Origin of the sequence: Cohnella mopanensis (assembly GCF_022352055.1) — a bacterium.
Lineage (GTDB): Bacteria > Bacillota > Bacilli > Paenibacillales > Paenibacillaceae > Cohnella > Cohnella mopanensis.
Genome location: NZ_JAKRWM010000028.1, coordinates 54,929 through 80,412, shown reverse-complemented (window position 1 = coordinate 80,412; position 25,484 = coordinate 54,929). Strand labels below are relative to the sequence as shown.

17 protein-coding genes are annotated in these 25,484 nt (G+C 48.3%); 3 read left to right on the top strand and 14 right to left on the bottom strand.

Translation table 11 applies throughout. The features are described from left to right. Positions 1–176 precede the first annotated feature (176 nt). The 6 genes from L3D05_RS24905 to L3D05_RS24880 all read right to left on the bottom strand — a co-directional run bounded on the left by L3D05_RS24905 (position 177) and on the right by L3D05_RS24880 (position 7,999). Positions 177–1,973, bottom strand: a complete 1,797-nt coding sequence (locus L3D05_RS24905; RefSeq protein WP_239619081.1) for a PAS domain-containing sensor histidine kinase — start codon at positions 1,971–1,973, stop codon at positions 177–179. Between the two features lie 64 nt (positions 1,974–2,037). Beyond that, positions 2,038–3,177 (bottom strand): phosphodiester glycosidase family protein, encoded by a 1,140-nt coding sequence (locus L3D05_RS24900; protein ID WP_239619080.1) that lies wholly within the window; start codon positions 3,175–3,177, stop codon positions 2,038–2,040. A 123-nt stretch (positions 3,178–3,300) separates the two neighbouring features. Then, the gene (locus tag L3D05_RS24895; protein WP_239619079.1) at positions 3,301–4,392 is read right to left on the bottom strand and encodes a fatty acid desaturase family protein; all 1,092 of its coding nucleotides are present in this window, start codon (positions 4,390–4,392) and stop codon (positions 3,301–3,303) included. Between the two features lie 20 nt (positions 4,393–4,412). Then, positions 4,413–5,912, bottom strand: coding sequence for a sugar ABC transporter ATP-binding protein (locus L3D05_RS24890; protein ID WP_239619078.1), 1,500 nt, complete (start codon positions 5,910–5,912; stop codon positions 4,413–4,415). 35 nt (positions 5,913–5,947) lie between these two features. Further along, positions 5,948–7,006, bottom strand: a complete 1,059-nt coding sequence (locus L3D05_RS24885) for a sugar ABC transporter substrate-binding protein (protein ID WP_239619077.1) — start codon at positions 7,004–7,006, stop codon at positions 5,948–5,950. A gap of 36 nt (positions 7,007–7,042) precedes the next feature. Continuing rightward, positions 7,043–7,999 carry an ABC transporter permease gene (locus L3D05_RS24880; protein ID WP_239619076.1) on the bottom strand — a complete coding sequence of 319 codons (957 nt, stop codon included), beginning with the start codon at positions 7,997–7,999 and terminating at the stop codon, positions 7,043–7,045. A gap of 203 nt (positions 8,000–8,202) precedes the next feature. Here L3D05_RS24880 and L3D05_RS24875 point away from each other — a divergent pair, with 203 nt between their 5' ends. The 3 genes from L3D05_RS24875 to L3D05_RS24865 all read left to right on the top strand — a co-directional run bounded on the left by L3D05_RS24875 (position 8,203) and on the right by L3D05_RS24865 (position 17,129). Beyond that, a complete protein-coding gene (locus L3D05_RS24875; RefSeq protein WP_239619075.1) occupies positions 8,203–9,756 on the top strand; it encodes a sensor histidine kinase in 1,554 nt (517 codons plus the stop codon). Further along, positions 9,731–11,305: a response regulator gene (locus L3D05_RS24870; protein ID WP_239619074.1), complete on the top strand. Its 1,575-nt coding sequence runs from the start codon at positions 9,731–9,733 to the stop codon at positions 11,303–11,305. Before L3D05_RS24875 ends, L3D05_RS24870 begins: the two co-directional genes overlap by 26 nt. A gap of 310 nt (positions 11,306–11,615) precedes the next feature. Continuing rightward, entirely contained in the window at positions 11,616–17,129 is a 5,514-nt protein-coding gene (locus L3D05_RS24865; RefSeq protein WP_239619073.1) for an endo-1,4-beta-xylanase, read from the top strand. A 73-nt stretch (positions 17,130–17,202) separates the two neighbouring features. Here L3D05_RS24865 and L3D05_RS24860 read toward each other — a convergent pair whose 3' ends face one another. The 8 genes from L3D05_RS24860 to L3D05_RS24825 form a co-directional block, all read right to left on the bottom strand. Then, a complete protein-coding gene (locus L3D05_RS24860) occupies positions 17,203–17,619 on the bottom strand; it encodes a helix-turn-helix transcriptional regulator (RefSeq protein WP_239619072.1) in 417 nt (138 codons plus the stop codon). A gap of 263 nt (positions 17,620–17,882) precedes the next feature. Next, on the bottom strand, positions 17,883–18,674 hold the full coding sequence (locus L3D05_RS24855; protein WP_239619086.1) for a Nif3-like dinuclear metal center hexameric protein: 792 nt from the start codon (positions 18,672–18,674) through the stop codon (positions 17,883–17,885). A 49-nt stretch (positions 18,675–18,723) separates the two neighbouring features. Next, positions 18,724–19,350: a polysaccharide deacetylase family protein gene (locus tag L3D05_RS24850; RefSeq protein WP_239619071.1), complete on the bottom strand. Its 627-nt coding sequence runs from the start codon at positions 19,348–19,350 to the stop codon at positions 18,724–18,726. A gap of 92 nt (positions 19,351–19,442) precedes the next feature. Further along, the gene (locus L3D05_RS24845) at positions 19,443–20,594 is read right to left on the bottom strand and encodes a family 8 glycosyl hydrolase (RefSeq protein ID WP_239619085.1); all 1,152 of its coding nucleotides are present in this window, start codon (positions 20,592–20,594) and stop codon (positions 19,443–19,445) included. A 21-nt stretch (positions 20,595–20,615) separates the two neighbouring features. Further along, entirely contained in the window at positions 20,616–21,614 is a 999-nt protein-coding gene (locus tag L3D05_RS24840) for an endo-1,4-beta-xylanase (RefSeq protein ID WP_239619070.1), read from the bottom strand. A 19-nt stretch (positions 21,615–21,633) separates the two neighbouring features. Continuing rightward, on the bottom strand, positions 21,634–22,566 hold the full coding sequence (locus tag L3D05_RS24835; protein ID WP_239619069.1) for a carbohydrate ABC transporter permease: 933 nt from the start codon (positions 22,564–22,566) through the stop codon (positions 21,634–21,636). 14 nt (positions 22,567–22,580) lie between these two features. After that, positions 22,581–23,555 (bottom strand): ABC transporter permease, encoded by a 975-nt coding sequence (locus L3D05_RS24830; RefSeq protein WP_439647984.1) that lies wholly within the window; start codon positions 23,553–23,555, stop codon positions 22,581–22,583. A gap of 105 nt (positions 23,556–23,660) precedes the next feature. After that, on the bottom strand, positions 23,661–25,367 hold the full coding sequence (locus L3D05_RS24825) for a type 2 periplasmic-binding domain-containing protein (protein ID WP_439647983.1): 1,707 nt from the start codon (positions 25,365–25,367) through the stop codon (positions 23,661–23,663). Positions 25,368–25,484: the final 117 nt, after the last annotated feature.

The following is a 25,484-nucleotide window of genomic DNA, read 5'->3' as shown; positions in this document are numbered from 1 at the left end:
TCATACCGCATATCAACCAGCGTTGCAACCCTCAATTTTTACCAGCTTGCTAGAAGCGATTCTATTAACGGTTATTTCGGGAGTTGCTAGCCGACGAGTGTTTGCGGCAGGAAATATAATATATCATGTTTAATTTCGGTTTGCATCAATCAAAATATTCCATTTCCCTTAATGTCCTATGAACCCTTCGCCGTTGGCAACTCGATCTCCAATGTCGTTCCTTCGTTCACGACGCTTTGAATCGTGATCTTCCCCTTATGCGCTTCCACGATTCGGTTGCATACCATCAAACCTAATCCCGTTCCGCTTTCCTTAAGCGAGAAGAACGGTTCGCCGATCTTCTCCAGCCTATCCTCGGGGATACCTCCCCCCTGATCGATGATTCTAGTCATGATCATGCCTTCATTCTTCATGGATATCGCAATCTCGATTTGACCGCCTTGCGGCATCGATTCGATGGCATTCTTCAATACGTTCATATAGACTTGTTTAATTTGATTGGGTTCGCACTCAATGGAGGAGATGGGGAATTGAATATTCAGATTCATCTGGACGTTATAAAGAATCGCTTGTGGTTGCATAAAAACGAGGACCTGCTCAATTAGCTCGGGAAGATCGCAAGCTATGAAAGTAAGGGCCTGCGGCTTAGCCATGCCGAGAAATTCGTTAACGATATAACTAATTCGATCGATCTCAACGAGCATGATATCTACGTAATCCGTTTTCTTGTCTCGCAAAAGCTGCATGAATCCCCGTAGTGCCGTTAAGGGATTTCGAATTTCATGGGCAACCCCCGCAGCAAGCTCCCCGGCTACCGAAAGCTTGTCCGATCTTCGTATCATCTCCTCCGTTTTCTTGCGTTCCGTCAAATCTCTTATGACGATCTGAATGATTGGATTGCTCTTATCCCGATGCATGCAAATGGACGATACTTCTACGTCGACAAGCTGATCGTCCTGGCATTTCAACTTCATTTCGATAAACTCCATATAATCGTCGCTCTGAACGACTCTTGTCATGCGGTCCAAAATAACCGTGTAATCGTTCGGACTAAAGTAGTTCAAGATCGACTTGCCGACGAATTCTTCCATTGTCGACCCTTTTAGCAACTTGATCCCCATGTCGTTCACGAAAACGATAATTCCACCTTGATGCAGCATGATCGGTTCAGGAGAAAGTTTCAGTACGCGACTGAATTCTCTCTCCTTATACGCTAGCTCCGTTTCTGCTCTTTTGCGGTCAGTCATATCCCTGCACAATAATTGAACCGACCGAACGCCTTGGAAGTCGATAGGAACGGCGATGCTTTCCACATAGATCACTTCGCCGTCTAATCGAATAAGCCTTTCCTCCGCCCGCTCGGATAACGTGCCATCTCGCAGGCGCGCATAAATGTCCTTGGGCAGCTTATCCAAATCTTCAGGGTGTAGAAACTTTGAAATAGGTTCGCCAATTACCTGCTCTGGATGAAGCGCCCCAATAAGCCGCAATGCGGACGGATTAGCGAATACGATCACTGAATCCTGGTAAACGATTATCGGTTCGGGAGAACACTCCACGAGTACCCGATAGCGTTCCTCGCTTTCCTTCAACTGTTCCTCCGCCATTTTCTTATCCGACATATCTCTCTCGATGACGACGATCGCGATCACGTTGCCATTTTCGTCATGAACCGGCGAGATCGAAACGTCAGTGAAGAAGAAACGCCCGTCTTTTCGGCATTTCTTGGCTTCTATTACCGTAACCTCTTCGCCATTAACGATCCGTTCGAATACTTTGGTTGCTTCTACCAGCTCCTCCGGCATCAAAGGCATCGGATTGCCGATGACTTCATCCCTTGACCAGCCATGCAACTCCTCGAACTTCTTGTTCACCTCTAACACGATCCCATTAATATCAATGATATAGACGGCATCGGAAGTAAGATTTAAGAAGGAGTTAAGGACAAGCAACTTATATTGAACTTCTGACATTAGATTAGACTTCAAGGTCATCACCCATGGCTTAGAGTCATTTACATAGTACGGGAACGCTATTTTACTCGTACTTCACAAGGATAGCATTGCTAATCTGACGGCCAGGCACAGTCAAATACTTACCTTCTGCATATAACCCGCTAGAAGCCCCTCCATCAAGGTTCATAGCTTGATAGGCTCCGGCTTGTTTCATAATTTCCGCAAGCTGGGGAATGGTCGCTCCGCCTAACGTAAGAAGAATGAGCTTATGGTCCCGAGTAATTCCGAGCGCGCTTCGTGCTCCTCCGCCCGTTAATATTTTTGGATCTTTGAAGCCTTCCTCCACGACATTAAGATTGACTTTCCCATCCTTCACTAAGCGGGGCCCTGCCTGCACCGCACCTTCCAAAGTAAATTCATCATTATGCTCCCTGTAATAGGAACCTGCTATGAGTTTAACAAGGTTATTCTTATCGAAAGTAAATATCGTCCGGCGGTCGCTTAAGTCTTTGCGCTTATGCTCGCCGTTGCTGATCACGTTTCCATAGGGGGTTTTGAAGTTCGATTCCGTGTAAGCGTCGAAGAAACTGCCATTGATGGCAACGACGGCGCCTTTCTGCGAAGCTATGGTTTTCAAGTCATCTACTTTACCGATTTCGTCATGAGCCAGTGCGACTTCTAATCTGATCTTCGGATGCATGAGAGAGATCGTAACCATTTGCGCGGTAAAAGATTGGCGTCCGACCTTGAACGTTTTTTTCTCGCTGCTGATTGGTTTGGTTTTACTAGGATCTAATGTTTGCTTAATGACAGGCAGCTCCGCGCTTTGTTCGCTGGAGATGATCTTTACCGATGCCGTATCGCCGTTCCACTCGCGCTTCAGATTCAAATGGTCTGTCACGAAACGAAGCGGCACGTATTGTACGCCTTGAGCCGTGTAAGGAAGATCGGATAGCTGAACCTGTTCTCCGTTAACGGACGCTTCCTTCTGACCGATCGTCATGATGAGCTTGGATTGCCCGAGCTCCATATCTATTCGTTGTTGCGACGAATTCCAATTGACATTGACTCCTATGGCACTTAATACCTTCGTCGGAACGAAAAGCGATGCCGTCTTGGGATCTTGATAACTCAAATACTTGCGCTCCGTGGAAGCCGCACTCGTTGAAACGAAACATAAACAAGAGACAAGCATAAGAAGGACTATCTTTTTCACTCGCATAAAACCCCTTACCATCTAGTTGTAATCATACCTTCCTTTTATCGGATAAATAGGCAGGTGAAGTAACATTTAATGAAAGAAAAAACCCAGCGCTCGTAAGAGCAACTGAGTTTATAGCAAGAGTTACGCATCGACCTTGATATGCAGATCATGCTCGATTCCGTACATGTACGGACGCGCGGTGCTCGGTAGCGGCTTGACGACGACATATGCCGGGTCGTGCTTCTGCTTGCGCAGCGCCGTGACCACTTCCTTCAATGCAACCCATAATCCCGGCCGGGCCGCCGGACAATCGTCTTTCATCTCTGCGTGAAGTTTAGCGAGCGCATGGTACGGTACCATCGGAAACATATGATGCTCCGTGTGATAGTTCATGTTCCAGTACAAAAATCTAAGAATCGGGTTCATGTAGATCGTCCGCGAATTCAGCCTATGGTCCAGCACGTCCTCGTATAAGCCGAGATGCTGCGTGACGCCGAACGTGATGACCACGATACCGCCGAAGAAGGAAGGCAGGAAGATGAACATTGCCGGCAGGATGCTGCCCGCATAGACGCAAGCTCCGATGATCGCCAAAATAATGAGCATGTATACGCGCGCTTCCCAGAACGTCTTGTTATGCTGGGACTCCGGAATATACTCCTTCTCCTGCGTTTCCAGCTTGCCGAACGTATGAAGGATGAATCGCTTAATCTCAACCGGTCCGCCGTACAGATGGAATATCTGCATCAACAGAATTCGCCATACCGGAGGCCTCTCCGTAATAATCTCCGGGTCCCGCCCGACGATGATCGTATCGGTATGATGACGCGCGTGGCTCCACCGCCACGGGGTTGCCGACCTTAGCACCATGAAGGAAGCGACCTGATAGATCACTTCGTTCATCCACGGCGTCTTGAATGCCGTACCGTGTCCGCACTCGTGCCATCTGGAATCCCCCGGCGTCGCATACAGGATGCCGTAAGCGAGAAATGCCGGAATGGCCCACCAAGTGCCCCAGGAAAGGAAAGCGAGATAGCCCAGAATAGCAAGGCCGCCGAACCAGATAATCGTATCCCGGATGGCCGGACCGTTCCTTCTTTTCATAAGCTCCTTCATCTTCGCTCGCGGAATCGGGCTTGTGTACCACTCCGCCGTCGCCAATCCTTTTTCTTGAGCCCGCTTATTTTCCGGACCCGTAATCCTGTAATCTCTCTTCTGCACAACGATCGCCATGCTCTATTCCTCCCCACTCCTCATGCCGTGGCAAATTTCATGATTTTCTCTTGATCCGCTTCATGGTGGGCTAACTCCGTAACGATCTCACCATTTCTCATAACCAAGATTCGATCGGCCAACGTTAACACTTCCGGCAATTCGGACGATATGAGCACGATCGCGACATTCTCTTGCACCAATTGATCGATGATTTCGTAAATTTCCGATTTGGCTCCGACATCCACACCGTGCGTCGGCTCATCCAAGATCAACAGCTTCGGCTTAGTAAGCAACCAGCGGGCAAAAATCGCTTTCTGTTGGTTACCGCCGCTGAGGAACCGGATCTCTTTCTCGATGTCGGTAGTCCGAATGCCCAATTGCTTGACGTAATCTTCCGCGGCTTGGGCTTCCTTTCTCCTGGACACTAAGAAGTATCGAACGAATTTGCGCAATCCGGCCATGCTGATATTTTCCCTGACGGTCATTTCCGCGAAAATCCCTTGGATTTTCCTGCCTTCCGGCAATAATGCGATGCCTAGATCGATCGCTTCCATCGGAGATCGGATTTGCACTTCTTGACCTTCGAACAAGACGCGGCCGGCCGTCCTCTTATCGACTCCGAATAGGCTTTGAACGAGCTCCGTTCGCCCTGCGCCGACCAATCCGGTAAGCGCCACGATTTCTCCGGGGTATATCTTCAAATCGACGTTGTTGACTTTCGTTCCCGAACATAAACCCTCTACTTGAAGAATCGGTTGCGCATCCGAGAGGTTCGAGCCGTATTCCCGTTGAAACACCTTTGAGAAATCACGTCCGACCATTAGCGAGATCACCTCACCGGGGGATGTTTCTTGTACGGGTAAGGTCTTGATGTATTTACCGTCGCGAAGAATCGTAACTTCGTCCGCAATAGCAAAGATCTCGTCCATCCGGTGGGAAATGTACAGAATAGACACGCCCTGATCTCGCAAATCGTTGATGATGTTCAGCAACAGATCGGTTTCTTTCTTCGTTAAAGAAGCGGTCGGTTCATCCATGATCAACAGCTTGGCCTCTAGCGACAGAGCTTTGGCGATTTCCACCATCTGCATCTGAGAAATGCTTAGGTCCTCAATCATCGTTTCCGGTTCAATGCCTTCTATCTTGATTTTGTCGAGCAGCTTCTGGCAAGCCCGCTTCATTTCCTTATGCCGGATGAACCCCATATTGTTGGTCATCAGCCGACCGATATAGATGTTCTCCATTACGCTAACGTTAGTAGCAAGCGATAGCTCTTGATGAATCATCACGATCCCGGCTTCCTGGGCTTGTCTCGGATTTTTGAAGACAACCTGTTGCCCGTCGAATCGCATGCTGCCATCGTCTGGAGGATACACGCCGGAAAGAATGTTCATGAGCGTAGATTTGCCTGCGCCATTCTCCCCGGCTATCGCATGAACTTCACCCTTCCGCACCTGCAAATTCAATCCATCCAATGCCTTCACGCCGGGAAATGATTTAGAAATTCGATCTGTTTGGAGCAGATAGGGTTTGTTCATCCGCTTGTACCTCCGCTAACCTTCTGTCTGATTTATTATTCGGGATATAGCTCATTCACGTTCTCTGGAGTGAGAACATCCAATTTAACCGGGAGGAAGTCAGCCTCGGGTTTCTCGCCCGCCACGAGATAGTTGTACATGGTGACAACGGAATCGAAGCCTTGACCGAATGGATCTTGAGCGATGGCTGCCGCAATCTCGCCGCTGCGGACATATTTAATGTTTTCAGGAATATGGTCGTAGGCCACGACTTTCACTTTACCCGTAAGCCCAAGATCTTGGATCGCTTTGGCCGCTCCGAACGGTCCGCCCGCAGTGACGTAGATTACTTGAAGATCCGGATTCGCCGTAATCATATCCTTAGTCAAGGAATAAGCGGTTTCCGCTTTATCTTTGTTCTCGAATTTACCGACGATCTTGATGCCGGGAACCTTCTCGCTAATGTAATCCAACGCGCCATTCATTCTTTTCTCATGCTGGGTAGCGCCGAAGACGCCCGTAATGACGCCGACTTTACCGTTTCCGCCTGTCAGCTCTTCGATCTTCTGACCGGCTAACTGCCCTGCGGCATAAGCATCCTGGCCCATGAAGGCAAGACGTTTGCTAGGTTTGGCACCTTCCGCGACAACGGACATAACCGGGATTCCCGCATCTATCGCTTTGTTGATGACCACTTCCGTGCCATCGAAGATCGGAACGACGACAATGGCATCGTATTTCTGCGTAATCGCTGTTTCCATAGCGGAAACGACGCGGTCCGCCGTCAAATCGTCACCCATGACGACATAATCGACTGTCGTATTGAAACTTTTCAAATAATCTTTAGCCGCGTTAGCGCCGTCTCTGACAGGGAACCAGAAAGGATTGTTCTGGAACGAGAGAAACGCGATCTTGAGCGGTTTGTCCGGCATTTGTTTCACTGCGGCAAGATTCGCGCCTTTAGGCAGCTCCACGTCGGGAGCGGCTGCCGGGCTTGCGTTGCCGGAAGCCGCCGGCGTTGCCGAATTGCCAGCTGATTCGTTGTTTTTACCGCCGCATGCGGACAATACGATTACGAGCATTAATGAGAGCATAATTACGAGTGACTTTTTCATTTTTTGTACCCACCTTTAGCTTTTTATAGGTTCCTATTAAGCATTCGAAGATCTGTTCTTAATGCTATCAATAGCCACGGCTCCAATGATCACGAGTCCGATGGTTACGACCTGCCAGTAAGCTGATACTTGGAGCAGAACGAAGCCGTTCCGAAGAACGCCCATGATCGCCGCCCCCATGACGATTCCGATGATGGAACCTTTCCCCCCGGACAAGCTCGCTCCGCCGATGACGACAGCGGCTATGACATCGAGCTCGTAGCCGGTTCCCGCAGCGGGTTCCGCGGTGTTAAGCGTCCCGGATACGATCATGCCCGAAAGCGCGCAAAGCGCTCCCATAATGACATAAACCATAATTTTCATCTTATCTGTCTGGATACCCGATAATCTTGCGGCTCTTTCGTTGTTACCGATCGCGAAGATGTTGCGTCCCGGCAGCGTGCGGGTTGTGAACACGTAACCGCAAATAGCGACCACGAACATAATGATAACGGATACGGGAACGTTCCCAATGTGTCCGCCGCCTAAGTAGGTAATGCCATTATCGATGGAGATCGGCATCCCTCCCGTAATGAGTAGGGACACGCCCCGGGCAACGCTCATCATTCCTAACGTAACGATGAAGGGATTAATTCGGACTTTCGTGATAAGCAGCCCTGTTACGGAACCCGCCATGCACCCGAACAAAATCGTTATCGGAAATACGAGTACCGCCGGAACCCCCATTGCCGCAAGCGATGCGGCCAGCACTCCCATGAGTCCGAGTAATGCGCCGACGGATAAGTCGATGCCCCCCGTAATAATGATTAGCCCCTGCCCGACAGCCAAGATGGCAATGACCGAGAATTGCCGGAAAACGTTAAAAATGTTTTGCCAAGTTAGAAAAAAAGGACTTAAAAACGAAATCACGATACATAGAACGAGCAATGCGATAAAGATGGGTACTTCTTTCCTTTTACTTATGCCGCGAACATACTTGATGGTTGCTTCCATGCCGCCACTCCCCTGCTGACCATCTCTGTTGAGTCATGATCTTGATTACTAGAATCAAATATAAAGGGTTTCCGGGCGACGGAATATAAGACGGATTAGACATTTTGCATGACGAATTAGACCAGTCTGCCTGATCAGCCAGTGAACGAATGTAAGCGCTATTTATTATGCTATACTATTTCAAAAGGTAGGGTGATCCATCCATGGCGGGCAGACAGAATTTGCGATTCAAGCTTCTTTCCTTACTCGTTTTCCCCTTGAGCATCTTCCTGATCACGACCGTTGTCGCGATTGTCCGAATGAGTTCCATGACCGACGAGCTCACGCAATCTTTATACGTGGAAACGTATCAAAGCGGCAAATTGATAGAGAATGCTTCCAATAACATGAACAAAGCCCTGGTCGCGCAACGCACCTTGATCTTCACCGATTACAAAAGCAAGAAGTACCAATCCATCTATGAGGATTACAAGTCTAATGTATTGAAAGCAAAGGAAAATACCGAGCTTGCGAAGACGTTTATCCTCCAGAACGAACAGAAACGAAGATTAACGGCTTCGACTTTCGAGCCTAACGTGCCTAATCTAATCGATAAGTACTTCAATGCCTTTGAGCAGTGGGAAACCCGATCGAATACGATTATCGAATCGATGTCCACCCGCGGCTTGCGCGGAGATGATAAGTTGGTATTCCAAGGGCTCATCCTCGACGAGGCGATTGCCGCGGATGAGAAGTTCAACTCTTCGAGCGCCATTATTAAGGAAATCGAAACCATTCTCGGGCAAAACTCCGTGTCCGTCAAAGAAGCGATACAGAAAAACAAGCAACAGCTTCAATTTTATTTGATCCTGATCGCCGGGCTGACTTTCGCGATCGCGATCGCGATTAGCCTGCTTGTCAGCCGGAAAATATTGAATTCGATCATGGAGCTAGTCCATCTCACCAAACGGGTAGCTCGCGGAGACCTGTCGACCGATCATACGGTTGTCCGCACGTCGGACGAGATCGGTTTGTTGACGACTAGCTTCATTTCCATGTGCAAACGGCTCAGCGACTATATCAATATCGTTTATATCAGTAAGCTCAGGGAAAAGGAAGCCGAGCTTCGATCGTTGCAACTGCAAATTCAGCCACACTTCTTGTTCAACACGCTTGAAGTCATTCGCATGAAAGCCGTTAAAAACGGTGAAAAAGAGCTTGGCAAAATGGTCAAAATATTAGCCGATATTTATCGCTGGAACGTAAAGGGCAAAAGCTCGATCGTGTCGCTGGAGGAAGAACTCGAATATACCCTCTCTTATATGAATCTACAAGAAATGAGATTCCAAGACCGGTTGCGCGTTCTAACCGAAATTTCCTCGGACGTTAGGTCGATGGGAGTCCCTAAGCTCATCATCCAGCCGTTAATCGAAAATGCCATTAGCCATGGGTTCAACAATAAGGCGGAACACTGCGTCATCCGACTTGCCGCATATCGACGAGAGCATGATGTAGTCATCGAATGTACAGATAACGGCGATGGGATGGAACCCGAGCTCATGAGTAAATTGCTGGATCATCTGAAGGGGGATCATGGCAAACTCGATCATATCGGATTAAAGAACGTCCATAGCCGGATATCGATATTGTTCGGCGAGCCCTACGGAGTTACCCTTCAAAGCATACACGGAAAAGGATCGACCATCACCCTTACCCTCCCGGCACAAACTTATCAGGAGATGAGAGAAACTTATGTTGAAGGTATTAGTCATCGATGATGAACTCGATATTCGCGAAGGATTGGCCCATATTATCGATTGGACGACCTATGGCTTCGCGATTGTGGCCGAAGCAGCTAACGGGAAGGAAGCGTTGGCTTATCTCGAGAAAGAAACGATCCATCTGATCGTTACCGATATTTCGATGCCCGTCATGAACGGTTTGGAATTCATTAAGGAATTGCGTGCTCGCGGTTGGCAGCATAACGTGATCGTCTTAAGCGCGTATAACGACTTCGGATACCTCAAGGAAGCGCTCAAATACCGTGTGGAGAATTACCTGCTGAAACCCGTCGACGAAGATGAGCTAGTAGCCACCTTGTTGCAGGTCAAAGAAGACATTCATTATGAAATAGCCTACAACCTGCAAGAGAAGGAAAATCTAAATATTCTTCGAAGCAAAGTCCTGAACCGACTCGTTACCCGAAATATTTCGCACATGGAGTTCATGAACAAAGCCGATTTCTTGCAGATCGACTTAGCTGCCGCATCCTATCGGGTCATCTTAATCGAACTGGAGAGCGCAACGGAATTGTTCGAGCGCTCGGGAGAACGGTTTGATCATCTAAAGCTGTTCTCGGCGATGAATATTTGCCAAGAGCTGCTGGATGCACGTATGGACGGCGTGTTATTCGAGGATTCGCATCAGCACCTTATTTTCATTGCAAAGTTTACTACAAATAGTCTGATGTTTTCTTACGAAGCTATCGCCGATGAAATGAAAGATGCCCTCAAACGGTATGCGAAGCAGCCCGCTTCGGTTATTATCGGCCCGGAAGTCCACAATGTCTCCGACATACACTTGTCTTACTACAAAGCATTGGAGCTACTCGAATATAAATTTTACCTCGGCAGGGAAGCGACGATTAACGATCAGCAGGTTCCTACCTGTAATAATGATAATCAAGTCGCCCTAGAAAATCGGTTCCGGGCATTGGAAGCTTGCATAATGGCGGACGATGCCGAAGGCTGCCTCGCCATCACTTCCGAGCTCTACGACACCTTCAAGTTGAACGCCAAGATTGGCAAACCGTTCATTCAACATGCCACCTTCGAATTGTTCATGACTGCCTTGAAGCAGGTTAAGGAAGCCAATGGCGACGTCACCCAAATATTAAGTCGACCCGAGCAGTTATATAGCAATATTCAAGCCCAGCAAACAATCGACGACATGAGAGAATATCTGGACAACAACATCCATTCCATCATGCAATATTTGATCTTGCTGAAAAAAGGCCGTCCCGTTAAGGTCATCAAGAGCGTCATCGAATATATCCAAACCAACTTCAATCAAGAGATTACGTTAAAGCAAGCCGCCGAGACCGTCTTCATCAATCCGGGATATCTAGGCAAGCTGTTCAAGAAGGAGACCGGGCTTAGCTTCCATGACTATCTCAATAAAGTCAGAATCGACAAAGCCAAGGAACTATTGCTTACGACCAATCAGTTCGTGTATCAGGTTTCCGAGAGGGTTGGCTACAAAGACTATAATTACTTTCACAAGACGTTTAAAAAATACGTGGGCACGACGCCTTCGGATTTTCAATGAGATTAGCTATCCACCCAAAACCTAAAAAGCGTCGGTTCAGGAATTCCCTCCTGTACCGACGCTTTATTCATTATCTGTCTCTTGAGATTTTATGATAAAAACCAAGTATTCCTGCGTGGAATGCTAAAATATTAACTTCTTACAGTAAGCTCTATATTTTGTTGGGTACTGGTCAGCCGTAAAACTAGTCATAATAAACGATACGAGAAAGAGTAAAGCGCTTACATTGAGGCGTTTGCGAAAACGTTTCTTCTGAAATGCTTAACCTTCACTCGCTGATTGATCATTTACTATAAGGGGGAAAAGAAGAATGTGGAAAAAGCTACACACCTTACTAGCCATTATCTTGAGCATTGCGATCATCGCTCCTCAAGGTTGGGGAATTTCAACCACTAATGCTGCTACCGTAGGGGATACGGTCATGAGTAGCAATTTCGATACCGGAACCGATAGTTGGTTCAAGCGTGGATCGGAAACCGTTGCGCAAAGCACGAATACCGCCCAAAGCGGTGCTGGTAGTTTGATGACTACCGGCCGTACCGCAACATGGAACGGTCCTGGCATTAATGCAACAAGCGCTCTGCAGCCAGGCGCAACTTACGACTTCTCCATATACGCCAAATTGAAAGAAGGCACTGTTGGCTCAGCAACTGTTGAGCTGTCGATTAGCCAAGAAGGTTTACCGGACAATGATCCGGTTCGTTATGCCAAAATTGACTCTAAGTCTGTAACTGCGGCAGATTGGGTTCTAATTCAAAGTCAATTCAAAGTAGATGATAGAGCTACTGGCTATCAAGTTTACGTACAATCCACAGATAATGCTACGGTTGATTACTATGTGGATACGTTTACGGTCAAACTTGTTTCGCTGCCGACTAGCACGCCGAATCCGGTAGTGAAGGTTCCCGTTGTCCTGTATCACAAAGTTAACGACATTGCGGAGTCCGGAAATGATTATCAGACGACTACGGATTTGTTCAAAAAGCAGATGAAATATCTTGTAGATAACGGATATACCACGTTATCCGCACAGCAATACTTCAACATTATAAGCGGCATCGATACTCCGCCGGCCAAACCGATTCTGCTTACATTCGATGACGGGACGCCGGACTTCTATAACAATGCGTGGCCCGTATTGAAGCAGAACAACATGAAAGCGATTCAATTTATTGTTAGCGATTGGATTGGAGACAACAAATACGGGATGACGACCGCTCAATTGCAGGAGTTGGCGGGTGACCCCAATCTCGATCTTCAAAATCATACCCAATCCCATAAAAATCTGACTACCGAGATGGACAAAGTTGCTGCAGAGGCCGACATTGCCGCGGGGAATGCATTCCTGAAGAGCATTACGGGCAAAGACCCGTGGGTCTTGGCTTATCCTTACGGATCTAACAATGCGGATGTCAAACAGGCAGCGACAAATAAAGGCATCAAAATCGCCTTTAAAGTGGGCGACGGCATTACAACGCCGAATAGCGACAAATTGGCTTTGGGCCGTGAAATGGTGCTGATTAACGATACTCTAGCTACCTTTGCCGCGAAAATAGGCGGACCGACGCCTTCAACTGAACCCTCCGGTTCCGTCGTCTTGTCTCAAAGCTTCGAAGACGATGATGTAGGCGGGTGGAGCAAACTGGGCTGGGGACCAGCAGGAACGGCTGTCGTTTCTTCAACCTATGCCTCTGATGGCACCAAGTCTCTGAAATTTACGGATCGTGTTTCGAGAGGCAGCAGCCCGTCGAAAAACCTGACGAGCCTGATGCAGTCCGGTCACACATATGATCTGTCGTTGAAGGTTAGATTGGGTGCTGGAAGCGATACGCTCCATCTCGCCTCCAAGGTTGATTCACCTGCCCTAGGGAATGAGATTTATCCGTGGTTGATTGGTAATAAAGAAGTTACCTCCACCGCATGGACTACATTTGAATTGAAAAATTATAAAGTTCCGTCGAAAACGGCAGAATTCCTCATTTGGTTGGAATCCGTAGATACGTCGACATCTACGGCGGATATCTTTATTGACGAAGTGGTCATTACAGATTTAGGTTTCCAGTCCGACTTTGAAGACGGGCAAGGAGAATGGGTACGTAGAAACGGTGCCGGCAATATCAGCATATCAACGGCTGACAACCATACGACGGGCGGAACCCAAAGCTTGTTGACCACCGTCACCGAGCAATATGACGGACCGCTGTTGAATGTTTTGGGTAACATGCACAAGAACAATAAGTACAGCTTGTCCGCATGGGTAAAAATGGCTCCGGGCCAGTCTTCTACCGTGCTACGGCTTTCCGTTCAGAGTGGGGACAGCTCCTTTACTAACGTTTCGCCGAACGTCACAGTTACGCCGGACAATTGGGTACAGTTGACCGGTACCTTCACGGTCGCCACCACCCCTAGCGTGTTGAATGCTTATGTCGAAGTAGCCAACAGCTATGCGGATGCCAGATCGTTCTATATGGACGATTTCCAATTATCTTTCATCGGTGCCGTGGCCGGACCTTTGCCAATTCAAACGAACATCGATCACCTGAAAGACTTGTATGCCGATAACTTCAAGATCGGTGCCGCGGTTGAGCCTGAACAACTCGAAGGCGAAGTTCATAAGTTGCTGGACTATCACTACAGCTCGATCGTTGCCGAGAACTCCACGAAGCCGGGCTCCTTGAACCCATCGGAGAACGTTTGGAACTGGACTGCACCGGATAAGATCGCCAATTATGCGAAGGATCACAACCTGAACTTCCGTTTGCACACCCTTGCATGGCATGAGCAGGCTGCTGATTGGATGTTCAAAGATGCTACTAACAAGCCACTTGCAGCAACGCCAGAAAATAAACAACTCGTACTAAACAGACTAACGACTTATATTCAAACCGTGTTGCGTCACTTCAAGGACATGGATGTTACCATCAATGCCATTGATGTTGTAAACGAAGTCATCGACGAAGGACAACCGGACGGCATGCGCAGGAGCGAATGGTTCCGTCTGACGGGGACGGACTTCATCAAAACTGCTTTTAATGTCGCACATCAAGAGCTTCCGAACGCGAAGCTGTATATCAACGATTTCAATACGCATGATCCTAAGAAACGCGACTTCTTGTTCAATTTGGTTACTAAGCTGAAGGGTGAGGGAGTTCCGATTGATGGAGTGGGTCACCAAACCCACATTAATATTAGCGGACCTTCCATTCAACAAATATCCGATTCCATTCGGAAATTCGCTGAAGCCGGATTTGACAACCAGCTTACCGAGCTTGACGTTTCGATCTATACGAGCGGCAACACTAGCTACGATCCGATTCCGGAAGATATTCTTGTCAAGCAAGGATACCGGTTCAAAGAGTTGTTCAAAGAGCTGGTTCGACTGGACAATATGGGTATAGCGGCTGGTAATCCGGACGGCTGGATCAGTAACGTCACGTTGTGGGGCGTTGCGGACGATCATACCTGGCTTCATAACCGGGGAGAGACACGTCAAGACGCTCCATTCCCATTCAACAAGCAATACCAAGCCAAATACGCTTATTGGGGTATGGTCGAGGCGATTAAAACGCTAACGCCTTCACATCTCCCCTTAACGGCAAAAGCAGCAAATACGGCACAAGGTACCCCGGTTATTGATCGTGTCACGGATTCCGTTTGGAACACGGTTCCGGCAATGAAAACCGAGCAATCAAGCACACTTGAAGCAGACGTTAAGACTTTGTGGGATTCACAAAACCTCTACGTTCGAGTAGCGGTAAAAGACACGACCAATACGACAACGGATCAAATCGAACTGTTTGTCGACAACAATGGCATCCAGAAGCTGATATTCCCGCGTAACCATTCTTCTATTACCGAGGTAACAGGTGGTTATGTTCTGGAAACAGCCATTCCGCTGAACGGAACTTTAGGCAAACAAGTGAAGTTTGATGTAAGAATAACCGACAAAGGTATTAACGACGGAACGGAGCAAGGCGGTAACGGCATTATCGTATCCTGGAGCGATCCGCGGGGTGCTCAAGATAGCGATAGCTTAGGTTATGGCGTACTGACTTATATCGAGGCTACAAAACTAGCTATCGCTGCCTATGGAACGCCTACAATCGATGGCGAAATGGATAGCATATGGGCCGATGCGCCGGTATATACAACGGATGTGAAGGTTGAGCAGAACAATAATGCGGTCGCAAAAGCTCAATTCCGTACGATGTGGGACAATAAGAAATTATATGTTTATGCCGTTGTAACGGACAGCGTGTTGAGCGATGCCCCTAGTAATCCTTACGAACAGGACTCGGTAGAAATTTTCGTTGACCAAAACAACGGAAAAACGACCTCTTACGAAGACGATGACGGTCAATACCGCATTAACTTCAAGAACGTTAAAACTGTGGGCGGCCATGCAACAAGCAACAACTATACTTCCGCCACCAAGTTAATCTCTGGAGGTTATGTCGTAGAAGCGGCTATTGAGCTCGATAAGATTACACCCGCTGCCGGAACCTTGATCGGGTTCGACCTGCAAGTGAATAACGACCAGGATGGCGGCTCTCGTGACAGCGTATTTATATGGAATGATCCTACGGGTCAATCTTATACGAATACTTCTAGATTAGGAGTAGTTGAATTCAAAGGGCCTAACCAGGGTTCCAACCCCGGTAGCGGGGGATCAGGCTCAGGATCGGCAAGCCAGAGCACTCTTACTGTGGATGCTAATGGCAATGTAACGATAAACGTAAGCGAGCAATCATTCGCCGAGGCATTGAAGAAAGTCAAAGCCGGCCTCATCGGGTTCGAATTCAAATTGCCGACCGACGCCAAAAGCGTAGTTGTCAAAATGCCGGTCAAACAAGTGAAGGCCGCGATCGATACTGGCGTAAAACAGATTCAGATCGACTTAGGCTGGGTTAAGCTGGAGCTTCCTAGTTCCTTGTTCACCGACTCGAATCAGACAGCCGACGTTGAAATAAGCGTTAGCAAAGTAGATCCTTCCAGCTTGCCGGAAGGAATTCGCAGCAAGGTTGGAGACAACGCAGTATTTGACTTCAACTTAAGCGTCGGCGGGAAACGAATTAGCGATTTCGGCGCGAACAAAGCGGTTCTGGTGTCCATTCCCTACACCCTGAAACCGGGCGAGAATCCGGGACAAGTCGTAATCTACTATATTTCGGATAACGGCAGCCTCGAGATCATCAAGAACGCGCATTATAATCCTGCTAAGGGCGCGGTTGAATTCAAAGCCAAGCACTTCAGCAAATACGCAGCCGTAATGGTTCAGGTGAAATTCAACGATCTAAATCAGACAGCATCGGCTAAGATTAGCATTTCCGCGCTGGCCGCCCGCGATATCGTCAAGGGCGTATCGGCTGACTCCTTCGCTCCGAAGAAAAAAGTAACGAGAGCGGAATTCGTGCAGATGCTTGTCAGAACGCTTGATCTTCGTGCTAAGGATGGAAGTAATCCTTTCAACGATGTTAAGAAAGGCGAATGGTATTACGATACCGTTATGACGGCTCATCAATTAGGAATCGTCAAAGGGAAAAAAGACGGATCCTTCGGGGTTCAAGAAGAGATCAGTCGTCAGGATATGATTGTCATGACCTACAGAGCACTAGCTGCTGCGGAACTGACATTACAGCCTACTAAAGAAGCAACAGCTTTCCCGGATGCTAAAGCCATTGCCGACTACGCGCAAGAAGCAGTATCCGCCATGCAGCAAGCCGGCATCATTAAAGGGTTGGCCGACAACAGCTTTGCTCCGAAAGCTACAGCCAATCGCGCACAAGCAGCCGAAATTCTGTATCAACTGCTTATCCAAATCTAATCATCCCCTGAATAGCATAATCGATTAACAAAAAGAAGCTGACTCAAAAGATTTCACTTTTGAGTCAGCTTCTTCAAGGTTTAACGGATTTCGCGTTGATGCTTCTATATTCCTTCGCGCTATAGCCGATATATTCTTTGAAATTCTTGTAAAACCAGTCCAATTGCCGGTAACCGACCTCATGGGCGATTTCATATATTCTAAGGTCAGTTTCGATTAATAATGCCTCGGCTTTCTCCATCCGCACCTGAACCAAATAATCGTTGAAGGAGATCGACTCGTAATTTTTGAACAATTTCCCCAAGTAAGCCGGGTTTACAAATAACTGTTTGGCAATCGTCTTCAAACAAACGCCTTGCCCGCATTTCTTCTGCAGAAGCTCTTTAGCCTCTTCCACGAGCGAATGACTTTCCATCTCGCTAACTTGAACCTGGACCTTGGCCGGGGGGTAAGCATTCGTTGCAACTGTATCCCCGTTCCTGTCCCTCATCCCAATACCCCCTTTATCCATTTCCGGTTTTCGGCAAATAAGATCAAGATTCACGAATCGAGTAATCGTTGGGTAGGTGACTCTTATATCTCCTATTGTAAAAATAAATAGATATCCCATGCATTACAGAAAGTATAGTCTTTTCTTCCAAAAGTATAGGACTACACTCTAGTTCCGGATAAATAAAAACACACGCCTGAATGGCGCATGTTTTGTCTGAGTTGAACGTCTGAAAATACAGTAGTCGTAGGACATCGTGCTTGCTAGACATACCGGAACACCGGATCGATAGGATAGAACTGGATAGGAACATCAGGAAACATAACACTGAGACGCCCGGCCAGCAGCTTCATCCCTGGCTGTTCGCTCTCTAAGTGGCCGAGTACGAGCAAAGCCTTGCTCCGGCGCATATGAATGGCGTCTCTCACATATTCCGGAGTCTCCCACTCCGGTCCTTCTCCGTATAAAATCAAATCCACATTGTGTCGTTCAAATAAAGGGATCGCAAGCGCGCCTCCCCCCCGGTATCCCGCGAGAATACCTATTCGTTCGCATTTCATCGACAAGTTACCTACGGAACGAAGCGCATCCATACCCAGCTGTTTTTTGACATGCCGAGCGACCTCTCCGACGGTTGTAGTCGGAAGGGTGACTATGGATGCGGCAGGTAAGTGCTCGGTAACGAATGTCTGCCAACCGAGTTCAAAGAGCAGCCCTTCCATGATGCCGTCCGGTTGATAACGATGCCAGTAATCGTGAAAGCGATAAATCGCAAGTCCGCTTTGTTCGATAAGATCTTTCTTGAAGGCGCATACGAGTCCATTTGCTTCTAACGGTAGGTCACGATGGCTATAATAAGTTCCTTCGTGCGTAATAATCAAATTAACGCCGCTGCGGTAAGCCTTCTCCACAACTTGTCGCGTAGCCATGAACGTAACGGCGATTCCCGTAACCTCCATATAAGGGTTTCCGGTGATTAATTGGTCGACGCTGTCCGGGATGGTACAAATGGACTTGGTTAGCGCGTCTATGACGTTCTGTATCGTGATCGCTATGGGATTCACCCGCCATTCCGATGAGTTAACGATTGCTGCGTAAGTCGCTCTATTCGCTCCTATCGGAAGCGAGCATTTCGCTTACCGTCACAAGCCGATATCCTCTCTCGTCCAAAATTCCGAGAAGCCGTCCGAAAGCTTGGAGCGTCTGCGAGCGATCTCCGTATCCGTCATGGAATAAGAGTATATTACCTTGTCCGATGTGTGCAAGGGATTTATCGAGGATGTAATCAGCGCCTGGCTGTTCCCAATCCCGGGTTTCCGTATTTAATGCGCCTATCATTTGATAGCCCTCACCCTTGGAGATCGCTATAACCTCCTCGTTATAATCCAGATAAGGAGGTCGGAACGTTAGCGGTCTTTTTCCCGTCAACTTGCGAATGAGCGTGTCGGTTCTTTTGAGTTCCTGCCTGCATTCGTTCGGGCTTATCCGCGTCAAGTAGGGATGGCTGTAAGTATGATTGCCGATCTCATGTCCCTCTTTATCGACTGCTCTAACCACATCGGGGTTGGCTTCTATTTGTTCGCCGATCATATAAAATGTCGCTTTCCCGGATACCTCGCTAAGCATGGTAAGAATCGCGGGCGTGTAGTCTGCGTTGGGTCCATCATCAAAGGTAATAGCGATTTCTTTGCGCCGCGTGCGCACCTGACGAAGGATAGCAGAATTGTCCAAGCCTTGTCCCTCCTAAAAACAACTTAATGACATGCCTAATTGCAAAGAGCTCCCGGGTTACCGGGAGACTCTAGCAATCTATCCGTATGCGCTTATCGTTCCGCGAACCAAATCCGGTAACGCCCGCTCAGAGCCAACAAGCTAAACATGTAAAGACAATTGTCGTAATAGCGTCTGTCGCCCGTGCGTACGGGAGTATTCCAGAACAGATCAACGTTCGACTTTGCGAATGGACCTTCCGGATGGGCAAGTGAAGCCATCGCGTTCGTAGCGACGAGCCCGACCGGATGAAGCGATTTTTCCTCGAACGGCTCGCCTGAGATCGTATACCTCCGATAATCCTCGGAGTGCTTGTCCGCGAAGAAAGCCTGAATATGATCAGCTTCCTTCCGCATCCATTCGCTGGCGCCGAACCATTCGGCATCGAGACCCACATTGGCAGCAACCCGGTAAGAATCGCTGAAGAAGTGTCCGAAGCCGCGCTCATCGTTAGGCGTTCCATCGTAGAATGCGTATTCCGGGGCCAGCCCGGTAACCGGATGGCATGCCAATTTCAAATACTCTCTGCTGGCCGTCACGGCTTCCTTCCAGAACGGCCGATCCTCCGCGTCCGCCCACAGGGCGAATAACTCGTAGAAAGCTGGAAGATGGTAGGAAGGATCGGTATATTCGCAATTCGGGATGAATTTAATTAATCGATTATGGCGGTTCCACATTGGGTAACCTATTCCGTCCTCGCCCTTGTGGATGCAGACACGCAGCAGTTCTCGCGCTTTGGCTCCGTAATCGAGAGGCGGTACTCCTTCTCCCCACCGATGCGAAGCGAATAATAACGCTAACGCGAAATACTCTTCACCGTCAGGCGCTGGGCCATTCGAACGTTTAGAACCGTCCGTATTGCAGGACCAAGCGAAATAGCCAGCATTTTCTCCGGAGGACATAAACATATGCTTATACGTCCATCTCCAGAGTCGATCGAATATTTCCTTACGATCGAGCTGTACGGCCATCATCATCCCGTAGGACATGCCTTCCGTCCGGACGTCGTTGTTGCCGGTGTCTAGCATGTAGCCCATGTTTTCACCGGCCGGATAATAAATTCTCGTAGCTTCGTTGTCACCGAACAAGAGCTGCCACGTCTGTTCGACTTTGATGGCGATTTCCTCTTCGTCGTATCCGTAATTGAGCAGAAGATTGCGATATTTTCCCGAGTGATAAGCACCTTCATGCTTCGATGTTTCCATTGACACTTCACGCCCCCCTACTTATTCCGACACAACGCGCCAGAAGCTCGGTTTTGGCTGGCACTTCTCATCGAACAGTAACGGCCAGTTTTTCCGACCCCGAACCGGAAAATCGTCAAGCCAGGTGTAATCGTCCGCAGCCCCCCAGAAAGTGACCGAATCAATGAAATTCCGGTATTCCCGAAGCAGACTGAACACGGCTTCATACCTTCGAGCTTGCAACTCCATCATCTCTTCGGTCGGAGCGGTCAGATCTACTCTCCTGTCTTCGAACCGGAATACCGACATGTCCATCTCGGTCAAGTGCAGCACTAGGCCAAGTGAAGCATATCTTTCGATCGCGGCGCGGATATCATCCAACCCCGGATCATATAAGTTCCAATGGGCTTGCAAGCCGACGCCATGTACCGGAACACCTTGACTACGCAAGGATTGCAATAGAGTGTAAATCTTATCCCGCTTCAGCGGATGTGACTCGTTGTAAAAGAGCAGCGCCTTCGGATCCGCTTCGTGAGCAAATTCGAAAGCTTTGGCGATAAAGCTCGGTCCGGCAATATCAAGCCACTTGGAAGGGCGGAGCAGTTCCGGTCCTTCGTCCGCAATGGCTTCATTGACGACATCCCAAGCATAGACGTCCCCTTGGTAACGTTTCACCACAGTATTGATATGGGATTTGAGACGGGCGAGCAGCGTGTCGCGGCTAACCGATCCTCCATCGCTGCCCTGGAACAGCCAATCAGAGGCCTGATTATGCCATACGAGCGTGTGCCCTCTCAGCTTCTTTCCATGCTCGCGTGCAAAACCGACGATTCTGTCAGCTGCTTCGAACGTATACGTATCCTCCGCGGGATGAATTCTCTCGAATTTCATTTCATTTTCGGCGGTTAGGCTGTTGTAGTGATGGGCGATCAGATCCCCGGCCTGAAAGATCGTACGCGGATTGACTGCAGCCCCGATATCGAAACATTCTTGGAATGCTTCATACAATTTCGGAATGCTTCGGTTTATGTTTTCTACCAACTGTACTATTCCTTCCTACTTAACCCTTCACGCCGCCGACCGTCATGCCTTTGACGAAATACTTCTGCAGGAACGGATACATGAGGATCATCGGAACCGAAGCTACAATCGTCATCGTTGCGCGTACAGCGATCGGCGTAACCGCGTTGGCTGCCGCATCCGGATTCGAGAACGCGCTTGAAGCCGATGAAGCGGCGCTTGAGTTCTGAAGAATTTTTTGAAGCTCGTATTGCAGCGTACTGAGATTGATATTCGACGAGTTATACAAGAATACATCAAGCCAGGAGTTCCATTGATATACTGCCGTGAACAACGCTACCGTCGCAAGAACGGGAAGACAAAGCGGCAGAACGATGTTGAAGAACGTCCTGAAATCTCCCGCTCCGTCGATTCTCCCAGACTCTAGGATGCTTTCCGGAAGGCCGTCGATGAAAGATCGGATAAGAATGAGGTTAAAGACGCCGATCAAACCCGGCCAAATATATACCCAGAAACTGTCGACCAAGCCTAAATCGCGAATGTTCAAATAGTTCGGGATAAGTCCCGGGTTAATGTACGCGGTCAGGACGAAAGCGATCGTGATGAACTTCCGCAGCACGAAGTCTTGCCGACTGATCGTATACGCGACCATCGCCGAACAGAATACGGTTGTTATCGAACCGATGACCAAGCGAAGAACCGAGATCAATGTCGCATGAAATATCGTCGACTGGTTAAACACATATTTGTAGTTCTCAATCGAGAAGTCTCTCGGCCATATATAGATGCCGCCCCTGATCGAATCCATCGCTCGGTTGAACGATAACGCGAGCGTGTTCAAAAAAGGATACAAGGTGACGAGCATCAGCAAGCAAAGGAAGGTAATATTTAAGGTGTTGAAAATTCGGTCTCCTAACGAAGCATTCCTGCGGACAAGCTTCTTAGGTGCGGTTCCTGTGGCTAAATTTGCCATCCGGTGATCCTCCTTTAGAACAGTCTGCTCTCGCCTGCGCGCTTCGCAATACCATTCGCGATGAACAGCAATACAATGCTGACGAGACTTTTAAACATACCTGCTGCGACAGCCAGGGAGAAGTTGCTTTGATTAATACCGTACGTCAGAACGAATATGTCAATGTTCTCGGAATAGTCGATGTTCATCCCATTTTTAAGCAGGTATTGCGCCTCGAATCCCGATTCCATCAAATTACCGATGTTCAATATAAGCAAGACGACGATAACCGACTTGATACCCGGCAGCGTAACGTTCCACATCCGTCTGAAACGTCCTGCTCCATCCATTTCCGCCGCTTCGTATTGTGAGGGATCGATCGTAGCCATCGCAGCCAAATACACGATCGTATTCCACCCGAGGTCTTTCCACACGGTCCCAAGTCCTAATATGGTCCAGAAATCTTTCGGAATGCCCAGGAACAATAATTCTTGGCCTTTCTCGATCATTCCCAATTTAATCATCAACACATTGATAATGCCATCCGGCGCAAGCGTCGCTTGAATAATCCCTGCGGCAACGACCCAAGAAAGAAAATGCGGCATATAAGTAACCGTCTGTACGACACGCTTAAACAAAATTCCTCGCAATTCGTTGAGCAAGAGAGCAAGGGTTATCGCGGTTATGAAGCCAAGAACGAGATTGATTCCGCTCTGTGCGAGCGTATTTCTCAACACACGAATAAATCGGTCGTCGTGAAACAGAAACTTAAATTGATCGAAACCGATCCATTCTTGTTCCGAGAAGCTTTTGTTCGGTCTATATTTTTGAAAGGCTGTCGTCCAACCCCATAACGGCAAGTATTTGAAAAGAAAGAGCCATATGAGAAATGGAACGGACATCAAGACGAGTATCCGTTGTTGCACGAGTTTCTTGAAGAAAAGCTTCAGTCCCGTCGGCTTTTGATTAGACGTCATGGAAGACGTTGCTGATTTGATGTTGCTCTCCATTTTCATTCTCCTTCCGGCGGACCTTACTAATGGAATACGCGAAAGGCGGCTTGTGCGAGCTAACAGCACGCATAAGCCGCCCTTTCGCTTATTACTAATATTAGGTTACTTGGCAGCTTCGATAGCGGCTTTAATTTGTTCCGTATACCACTTTTCATATCCAGCCGTGTCAAGCTTGCCGAACGCGGCTAAGTATTGGTCCCAAATTTTATCGAATTCGGCCGGTTTCGCCAGGACGAGTTTCGGGTAGTACTTCTTCGTAACTTCGTCTTTCGTCGTTTCCCAAATTTGTTCAGGCGAGCCTTGCGGTTTCGGAATCCCCCAAGCAGGGTACCATGGACGGTTATCCGGAGCAGCGAAGAGCTCGGAGTACGTTTTGACGCCGTATTTGTCGAGAATCGATTTGTCCGCATCCGTCAAGTTCATTTGGAATACTTCTGGTTGGTAGCCAGGCGCGAACGCGTTGCCGTCAGTCAGCGTGGAGTTCGTGCCGTATTGCGGCCAATCCCAATTGTAGTATCTGAAGCCGAATTTCAAATTGAACGGCTCGTCGATTTTTTTGATTTGCTCAGCCGTACGGTAGAAGCGGCCTTTGTCGTCCACTTCGTACGTTTCGCCTTTGATTCCCCAGCTTTTAAGGATTTGGTTCTCTTCTTTCAGCAAGTTATCCCAGTACGCCATGATCCGTTCAGGATCTTTCGCGCTTGTGCTAATGCCGATACCGCGGTTCATAACGAATCCCGGAGGATCCAGAAGCTGGTCTTTAGAGCCATCCCATGTAAGCGGCATCGGGAAGTATACGAAATCGTCTTGCGTTGGATCCTGTCTTGCAGCGTCTTTCAGCAGGTTGCGGGCATTGGCCGATTGCCAGCCGTAGTCGAAGAATCCGACGACTTTTTTGGAAGAGAGCTTCGCGATATATTGGTCGAAGTTGTCTACGAAGGAAGCTTTGTCGAACAGACCTTTGGAATTAAGATCATTCAATTTTTGCAACCAACGCTTCGTGGAGTCGGTCGTGTAATACGTTTTGGCTTCGAACGTCGTCATGTCGACTTCGACGTTACCGTCGTTCGGATAACCGTCCAAGTGCATCGGTACGTTGGAGGTCGAGAAGAATCTCCAGTCATGCGTCAAGGAAACGAGTCCGGTCAAATTTTCGTCTTTATGTTTGGCTACGAAGTCTTCGATCAGTTTCGTGTATTCGTCCAACGTTTTGATCTTCGGATAACCCGCTTCTTTCAACACGCGGCGTTGAATCCAGAAAGCGCCTTGGTTGATTTCAGGATCAGGCGTATAGTCGCCGACTTGGCTGGAGAACGGGATGAAGTAAATTTTGCCGTCCGCCGCTTTCATTTGGTTGAGATATGGGCCGTAAACGCGCTTGACGTTCGGGCTCTTATTAATCAAATCAGTCAGGTCAATAAACGCGCCAGCGTCAAGAAGCTGGGCGATACCGTCATCCGGATCGATGACGTCCGGATAGTTGTTGGAAGCGATCATCGTACCGACTTTCGCTTTCAGGTCGCCTACCAAGTGTTCCATCTTGAAGTTAACGCCAGTTTGATCTTCGAGGATTTTACCGATTGTCGTTTCGTTCATATTAGCGTCCGGAGCGTTCGCTACGCCGTTGAAGAACGTGAAAGTCACTTTATCCTTAGGCGTTTCAGAAGCTGGAGCGCTTTCAGATGTTGAAGGACTGCCGTCGACCGTGCTTGGCGCAGCAGTGTTCCCGTTATTCTTGTTGTCTTTCGAACAAGCGGCGGTGAACACCAAGATTGCGGCCATGCAAGTCAATAATAATTTCTTAGCCAATTGATTCGAGCCCCTTTCAAAGATGTTATTTATTTTTTTGTAAGCACTTTCATTATAAAAGCAATCAGGGGCCTTGTTTACCCAATAAACTATAGATCATATTGTGAAAAATATATA

Coding starts and splice junctions, on each gene's coding strand:
- L3D05_RS24905 (WP_239619081.1), bottom strand. CDS start 1,973: ATGTCAGAAGTTCAATATAAGTTGCTTGTCCTTAACTCCTTCTTAAAT.
- L3D05_RS24900 (WP_239619080.1), bottom strand. CDS start 3,177: ATGCGAGTGAAAAAGATAGTCCTTCTTATGCTTGTCTCTTGTTTATGT.
- L3D05_RS24895 (WP_239619079.1), bottom strand. CDS start 4,392: ATGGCGATCGTTGTGCAGAAGAGAGATTACAGGATTACGGGTCCGGAA.
- L3D05_RS24890 (WP_239619078.1), bottom strand. CDS start 5,912: ATGAACAAACCCTATCTGCTCCAAACAGATCGAATTTCTAAATCATTT.
- L3D05_RS24885 (WP_239619077.1), bottom strand. CDS start 7,006: ATGAAAAAGTCACTCGTAATTATGCTCTCATTAATGCTCGTAATCGTA.
- L3D05_RS24880 (WP_239619076.1), bottom strand. CDS start 7,999: ATGGAAGCAACCATCAAGTATGTTCGCGGCATAAGTAAAAGGAAAGAA.
- L3D05_RS24875 (WP_239619075.1), top strand. CDS start 8,203: ATGGCGGGCAGACAGAATTTGCGATTCAAGCTTCTTTCCTTACTCGTT.
- L3D05_RS24870 (WP_239619074.1), top strand. CDS start 9,731: ATGTTGAAGGTATTAGTCATCGATGATGAACTCGATATTCGCGAAGGA.
- L3D05_RS24865 (WP_239619073.1), top strand. CDS start 11,616: ATGTGGAAAAAGCTACACACCTTACTAGCCATTATCTTGAGCATTGCG.
- L3D05_RS24860 (WP_239619072.1), bottom strand. CDS start 17,619: ATGAGGGACAGGAACGGGGATACAGTTGCAACGAATGCTTACCCCCCG.
- L3D05_RS24845 (WP_239619085.1), bottom strand. CDS start 20,594: ATGGAAACATCGAAGCATGAAGGTGCTTATCACTCGGGAAAATATCGC.
- L3D05_RS24835 (WP_239619069.1), bottom strand. CDS start 22,566: ATGGCAAATTTAGCCACAGGAACCGCACCTAAGAAGCTTGTCCGCAGG.
- L3D05_RS24830 (WP_439647984.1), bottom strand. CDS start 23,555: ATGGAGAGCAACATCAAATCAGCAACGTCTTCCATGACGTCTAATCAA.